Here is a 6,291-nt window from a genome sequence, read left to right as displayed (position 1 = left end):
GGGGGGCGGGGGGGGTTTCCCGGGGTCGATCATTTTTGTGGGGCCACCACGGGGTGCTTCTTAACCTGGCCCCGGTTGGCCGCCGCTCAAACGAGCAACCCGCGCTCCCGCAACATCCCCAGCGCCGCATCGATCTCCTCTACCGACAACCCACCCCGCTCCGCCATCGCCGCCGGCGGGTGATGCCCGTCGGCGAGGTTCAAACACCAAAGCACCGCCGACATCGGCACGCCCGCGTCGTATAACCCGTGCTTGCCCAACTGCGGCTCACCGCGGCCGTCCACTCGCAACGGCCCGACCTCGCCGCCAAAGGTCGGCTCCAAACGCCACGCCCCCGACTCCTCCAACTCCATCACCCACGCCAAGAGCAGTTCGAGCGTGTCGCTCATGAACGATTCGCGGACCAGTGAGAGGTCGTCGCCCGAGGTGTGGTACTGCGGATACTCACCGTTGGGGCTACGCGTGAGTCGGCCGATGGGCAGGTCAAAACCGGGACTGTTGTATTGACGTTCGTCGTAGTCGAAAGGCGTGAACTCGCGGACCTCCAAGCGCCCGTCGCGTCGCCCCTTCTCGGCAAGCCAGCGGTCACCCTCGGCATCGGGCCGGCGACACCGCTTGTACACGAGGCCGCCGCGATCCCCCGCACATGCAAGCACCAAGCCCGCGACAATCCGATCGACGCGCCGCTGATTTCGCCACAACCAACCCAACGCACCGATCGTCCCGGGCGCGAACACGAACCGGTACGTGTGCCGAAGCTCGCCCCACTGAGTCAGCGTCTCGGCCAGCGCCGCCAGCACCGCGATCGACGCGAGGTTGTCGTTGGCCAGCTGCGGGTGGCAACAGTGCGCTGAGAACAGGACGGTATCTTCCGACTTCCCCGGCAACACCAGCTCGCCGAAGTCCATCACGCCCGGCTCCAGCGTCGTGTCGATCTCGACCGTCACGCGCGTGTCGCGCTCGGCGTCCACAACGTTCGCCGGCAACGTGATCGCCGAGGCCGCGTTGTAGTAGCTCGTGACATATGGCAGGTCATCCGGCCGATCGGCGCGTGACCGGATCAACCCCGCGTCGGCCAGTTCGCCAATCGTGCCCTCGTACCGCCCCGGCGTGCTGTAGTTCACGACGTGAAGGTCGTGCACATCGGTGTCCGCGAGCATAGCGCCGTCGTCGGACACACACGTCGCCCGACGCAGCGTCCATTCGTTCGGTACCGTCCAGTCGAACAACGCTTCGCCGCTACGGACCGAATGGCGTTGCCACTCTCCGAGCCCGTTCACCTCACGGCCGATTGCGTCCAGCGTCGCCCGCAGTCCCGGCCCGGTGATACTGCGGCCTTTGATCGCGTAGAGCTGTTCGAGGAGTTCGATCATGATCGAATATTCGAACCGCGTTGCGGAGCAACGCAGCTGGGTGAACTGCAACTATGCGCTTAGCCGCGTTGCCCCGCAACACGGTTCGGTCGGAAGTCACCGTAAGTCGCGTCACGGTCGTTGATCACCGCCGGCTTGGCCGGCCAATCAATGCCGAACGCCGGATCATCCCACCGCACGCCACGGCCGGCCCCAGGCTCGTACGCCGTCGTCATCAGGTACGTCACCTCGGCGTTCTCCGTCAGCGTCAGATAGCCGTGCGCGAACCCCTTCGGCACATAAAACGTTCGCCGGTTCAGCGCCGACAGCTCGACCGCGTCCCATTGCCTGAACGTCGGTGACCCCGGTCGCAGGTCGATGATGCAATCCCAGATCACACCCTGGGTGCAGCGGACGAACTTGGTCTCGGCGTGCGGGTCGGCTTGGTAGTGCATGCCGCGGAGCGTGTGCTTGTGCGTGTTGAAGGCGATGCCCATCTGCTCGGCACCGGTGTCGAGGCCGCGCTCGGCGAGCGTCTTCTTGCACCATGTGCGGGCGAAGAAACCGCGCTCGTCGTCGAACCGCTGAACGTCGATGATCCACGCGCCGTCGAGTTTGCTCGCGGTGAACTGCATGTTCATTTCATCGGCAAATCGGCGAGCTTGCCGTAGAGCGCGGCTGCGGTCGCGGTGCCATTCTGGAGCTGGACAAGGTCGAACTTTTCGTTGGGCGCGTGCAGGTTGTCGTCGCCGAGGCCGAAGCCGACGAGCAACGTGTCGAGGCCGAGCTGTTGCTTGAGCAGGCCGACGACGGGGATGGAGCCGCCACCGCAGATGAGAGCGGGTTCTTTGCCAAAGCCGATTTCGACGGCCTGCCGCGCGAGCGTCATCGCCGGTGAATCCGCCGGCGTCAGCGCCGCCGGCTCTGCACCGAAGTACCTGAACGACAGTTCGACCGAGTCCGGAGCCTGCGCGCGTAGCTGTTGCTCGAACGCGGCTTGGATCTTCTTCGGGTCCTGAGCGGGGACGAGGCGGAAACTAACCTTGCCCATGGCCTTGCTTGGCAGGACGGTCTTCGCACCTTCACCGGTGTAGCCGCCGAGGATGCCGTTGACGTCGCATGTCGGTCGGGACCAGAGCCGCTCGAGCGTGGACCGGCCGGCCTCGCCGTCGAGCTTCTTCAACCCGAGTTCGTTGGCGAGCGCTTCGTCACTGCGGTCGAGCTTGGACCATGCGGCCAACTCATCGGCGGCCGGCTCCTGCACATCATCGTAGAAACCGGGAATCGTGACCCGGTTGTCCGCGTCCTTGAGCGAACCGAGCAGTTGGCAAAGGACGTTGCAGGGGTTGGGCACCGCCCCGCCGTACAAACCGCTGTGCAGATCGGACTTCGCGCCCTGCACCGTCACCTCGGCGTACATGAGGCCGCGCAGGCCGGTCGTGATCGCGGGCGTGTCGGCGTCGAACATGCCGGTGTCGCTGATGAGCGCGACGTCCGCCCGCAGGTCCTCGGCGTAGCTCCGCAGAAAACCTTCGAGGTTCGCCGAGGCGACTTCCTCCTCGCCCTCGACGAGCACGGTCAGGTTCACCGGCACGCCACCGTGGGCCTGCCACGCCTGGATCGCCGCGACGTGGCACCAGACCTGGCCCTTATCATCCGAGGCCCCGCGGGCAAAGAGTTTCCCATCCCGCACCGTCGGCTCGAACGCCGGCGTCTCCCAAAGCTCCAACGGCTCGGCCGGCTGAACGTCGTAGTGCCCGTAGAACAGCACCGTCGGCCGACCGGGCACATGCTTGTTCTTCGCCACCACGATCGGGTGCCCCGGCGTCGGCATGATCGATGTTTCGAGCTCGGCGAACTTCAGCTGATCGGCGAGCCATTGCGCGGCCCGCATCATGTCCGCCTTGTGATCCGGCTGCGCAGAAACAGACGGAATGGCGAGCCATTCCTTGAGCGCCGAGAGCGAAGCATCATGGCGAGCCGCTACCGTCGAGAGCACATCGTCGAGCATGCGACGATCCTACGCCCACCCCGCCTCAAGTCGCCGGCTCGATCGCATCGACATCGGCCTGCGTCCCACAGCCGAGTTCGAGGAAGCGGCAGACGTCGATGGCTAGGTTTTTTGCGGTCCGAGAATGATTGTGCGGAAACGCCTCCGATGTCCAAATCTCCAAAGCACCTTCGGAAGAAGCGATCGCCCGACGCAGCAACACGCACCGATCGTGCTCCTCGATTTCCGCCAAGTCGGTCAAGGCGATCGCAAGGTTGTTCTGCGTCGTCGCCCACTCCGACGGCGCGGTGTCCCGGGTATAGACCGTCAACGCCAACTCGTACGCCTCAATCGCGCTCTGTAGGTTCTCACCACGATCCCCCGTCCGCACCTCGGTCCACACGTTACCGAGGTTGTTCTGCGTCATCGCCCAAGCCGACGGTGCGGCGTCGCGCGAACGGATCTTCAACGCCAACTCAAACGCCTCCATCGCGCGCCACAGGTTCTCACCACGGTCACCTGTCGGCATCTTTCGCCACGCGCCGCCGAGGTTGTTCTGCGTCACCGCCCATTCCCAGGGCACGGCGTCGCGGGTGTAGACCGTCAACGCCAACTCATACGCCTCGATCGCCCGCCGCAGGTTCTCTTCACGGTCGCCCATTGGCAGGTTTGCCCACACCACGCCGAGGTTATTCTGAGTCATCGCCCACTGCGATGGCGCGGCGTCACGGGTGCGGACCGTCAACGCCAACTCGTACGCCTCGATTGCGTGACACAGATTCTTCCCACGGTCGCCGGTCGGAAGGTTCTTCCACGCTGTGCCGAGGTTGTTCTGCGTCATCGCCCACTGCGATGGCGTGGCATCACGGGTGCGGACCGTCAACGCCAACTCGTACGCCTCGATTGCGTGACACAGATTCTTCCCACGGTCGCCCGTCGGAATATCTCCTCACACCACGCCGAGGTTGTTCTGCGTCATCGCCCAATCCGGCGATCCGGCCTGCACGAGCTCGAGTGTGCCAGTGGCGACCTCGATGGCTCGTTGGCCATGCTCAGTCACATCGCCGAGGCGAGCTTGACCGTGAGCTCGCGTAACGTTGTTTCGGGCGGTTAAATCGTCGGGGCAAAGGGCGAAGACTTGCTCGTACGGCTCGATAGCCTTGTCGAACTCACCGGCGGCGTACCAGTTGTCGCCCTTGCGGGTGAGTAGACGAACGGTTTCGGCGAGCGGGTCGGCGAGGAGTTCGTCCAGCAGACGGTCGGCCTCATCGTGGCGGCGGGCGATTGTCTCGGCCAGCGCACGCTGCTCCTTGTCACCACGCTCCATGAGCAGTTGCGCGGCCTTGATGACTTCCGGCGGATACACCGTTTGCGTCGGGTCCACGCCGGGTTGCTTGTTCGCTTCTATAGCCGCGAGAACCTGTCGCACGGCGTCGTCGATCTTTTCCTGGGTATCATCGTGGCGTTCGTGGAGTTTGTCGAACTCGGCGAGGATGGTCTCGAAGTAGACGCGGGCGTTGTCGGCGTGGGCGGCGAAGCCGGCGTTGTCGAGGGTAGTAACGATCTCGTCACGGACGCGTTGGGCAATGAGATGTATCTCGCGGCCGTCAATCTTGGCCCAGACCCATGTGCGGCGTTCGATCAGAGCCGAGACATCGTCGGCGACTTCGGCGGCCGTGCGGACGCCGGTGCGGAGCGTGTCGAGTTGGGCGAGGACGTCGTTGCAGTGCTCGTCGAACGATTCAGCTTGCTTCCGCTCACCCCGGGCGGTGAGCAGGTGCAGGCCGACGAGCAGTAGTGCCGGGATCAGGACCGGGGCGGCGGTACCGAGCGTCAGGCCGCAGACCACGGTGGCGACAGCCGCCGGAGAATCGCACGCGAGGAGTTTGCGAATGGCGTAGGCGACCTCGCCGGCCGTACCCTCAGCGGCCACGTCGCGGAGCGTTCTGGCGAGCAGGTCTTTCACGCCCGGCTCACGCCACCTCGGCCGCCGCTTCGCGGGCGGCGACGCGGTCTTCGTGGAGGATCCAAAGGCTGCGCAGGCTCGTGAAGCCGACGTAGAAGTAGCCCGCGGCGAACATGCCGGTGAACGGGATCGACGCCGTGGCGAAGCTGTACCAGATGCTGATGAAAATGAAGGTCAGCATGTAGGTGCCGAACGCGATTTCGAGCATCGGTAATGGGAGCTTCTTGAGCCACCAGTGCAGGTCGTCGGAGGCGGGCTTGTCGTTGAGCGTCGGCTCGTCGACGGGCGCGGTGTGGGCGTGTTTGCCGGTGACGCCGAACTTGGGCGTGCGGACAAACTCGTTCCGCTTGGAGTGGCGGTCCTGGAAGACGCCTTCGAGAACGGCCTTAGCGTTGGACAGCGACATGCCCACGCCGAGAGCCATGAGGAACGGCAGATGCAGTAGCGTGCGGAAGAACGACGACTTTCCGAAGAGCTCACGCTGGGCCACGATGAAGAACGTGCTGGCCCCGCAGGTCGCGAGGATGAACATCGTGATGCCGAAGAGCATGCCGGCCAACGGGTAATCCTTAAGCGGGCCGGACACGGCGATGAACGCCGGGTAGACCAGGATCGTGAGGATCACCATCAGCGGGTGGACGATCGTGTTGGTCAGGTGGAAAAATGCTTCGGACTTGATCGCATACGGAAGCTGGGGACTGCGGAGAATGCGCGGCAGGAGCTTCATGCCGGTCTGCACACTGCCCTTGGTCCAGCGGTGGGCCTGCTGTTTGAAGGCGAGGATCTCTGGCGGAAGTTCGGCGGGCGCGGCGTACTGCGGGAGGTACACGAAGTTCCAACCGTTGAGCTGTGCGCGATATGACAGGTCGAGGTCTTCGGTGAGCGTGTCGTGCTCCCAGCCCCCGCCGTCAACGATGGCCTGGCGACGCCAGACCCCGGCCGTGCCGTTAAAGCCCATGTACATCCCGGCGCGGTTGCGGGCG

The 6,291-nt window shown here is 64.7% G+C and carries 6 protein-coding genes; all 6 read right to left on the bottom strand.

All coding sequences use genetic code 11. The features are described from left to right. Positions 1-86: 86 nt before the first annotated feature. Complete coding sequence (locus AAGD32_18155; protein MEM8876173.1) at positions 87-1,373, bottom strand: DUF4910 domain-containing protein; 1,287 nt, start codon at positions 1,371-1,373, stop codon at positions 87-89. Between the two features lie 59 nt (positions 1,374-1,432). Next, positions 1,433-1,987: a dTDP-4-dehydrorhamnose 3,5-epimerase gene (rfbC, locus tag AAGD32_18150; GenBank protein MEM8876172.1), complete on the bottom strand. Its 555-nt coding sequence runs from the start codon at positions 1,985-1,987 to the stop codon at positions 1,433-1,435. Positions 1,988-1,989: 2 nt separating this feature from the next. Continuing rightward, the gene (locus AAGD32_18145; protein MEM8876171.1) at positions 1,990-3,363 is read right to left on the bottom strand and encodes a dipeptidase; all 1,374 of its coding nucleotides are present in this window, start codon (positions 3,361-3,363) and stop codon (positions 1,990-1,992) included. Positions 3,364-3,388: 25 nt separating this feature from the next. Next, on the bottom strand, positions 3,389-4,225 hold the full coding sequence (locus AAGD32_18140) for a hypothetical protein (GenBank protein ID MEM8876170.1): 837 nt from the start codon (positions 4,223-4,225) through the stop codon (positions 3,389-3,391). Between the two features lie 66 nt (positions 4,226-4,291). After that, complete coding sequence (locus AAGD32_18135; GenBank protein MEM8876169.1) at positions 4,292-5,308, bottom strand: hypothetical protein; 1,017 nt, start codon at positions 5,306-5,308, stop codon at positions 4,292-4,294. Between the two features lie 7 nt (positions 5,309-5,315). Further along, the coding region (locus AAGD32_18130) for a glycosyltransferase (protein ID MEM8876168.1) at positions 5,316-6,291 on the bottom strand (976 nt) is incomplete at its 5' end.

It is taken from the genome of Planctomycetota bacterium (genome assembly GCA_039182125.1).
Taxonomy (GTDB): Bacteria; Planctomycetota; Phycisphaerae; order Tepidisphaerales; family Tepidisphaeraceae; genus JBCDCH01.
The sequence above is the reverse complement of the archived record's forward strand: the minus strand, read 5'-3'. Positions and strand labels throughout refer to the sequence as shown.

What these genes read in the sequence shown, in the direction of transcription:
- AAGD32_18145 (MEM8876171.1), bottom strand. Translation starts at nt 3,363, where the DNA reads ATGCTCGACGATGTGCTCTCGACGGTAGCGGCTCGCCATGATGCTTCG.
- rfbC (MEM8876172.1), bottom strand. Translation starts at nt 1,987, where the DNA reads ATGCAGTTCACCGCGAGCAAACTCGACGGCGCGTGGATCATCGACGTT.
- AAGD32_18155 (MEM8876173.1), bottom strand. Translation starts at nt 1,373, where the DNA reads ATGATCGAACTCCTCGAACAGCTCTACGCGATCAAAGGCCGCAGTATC.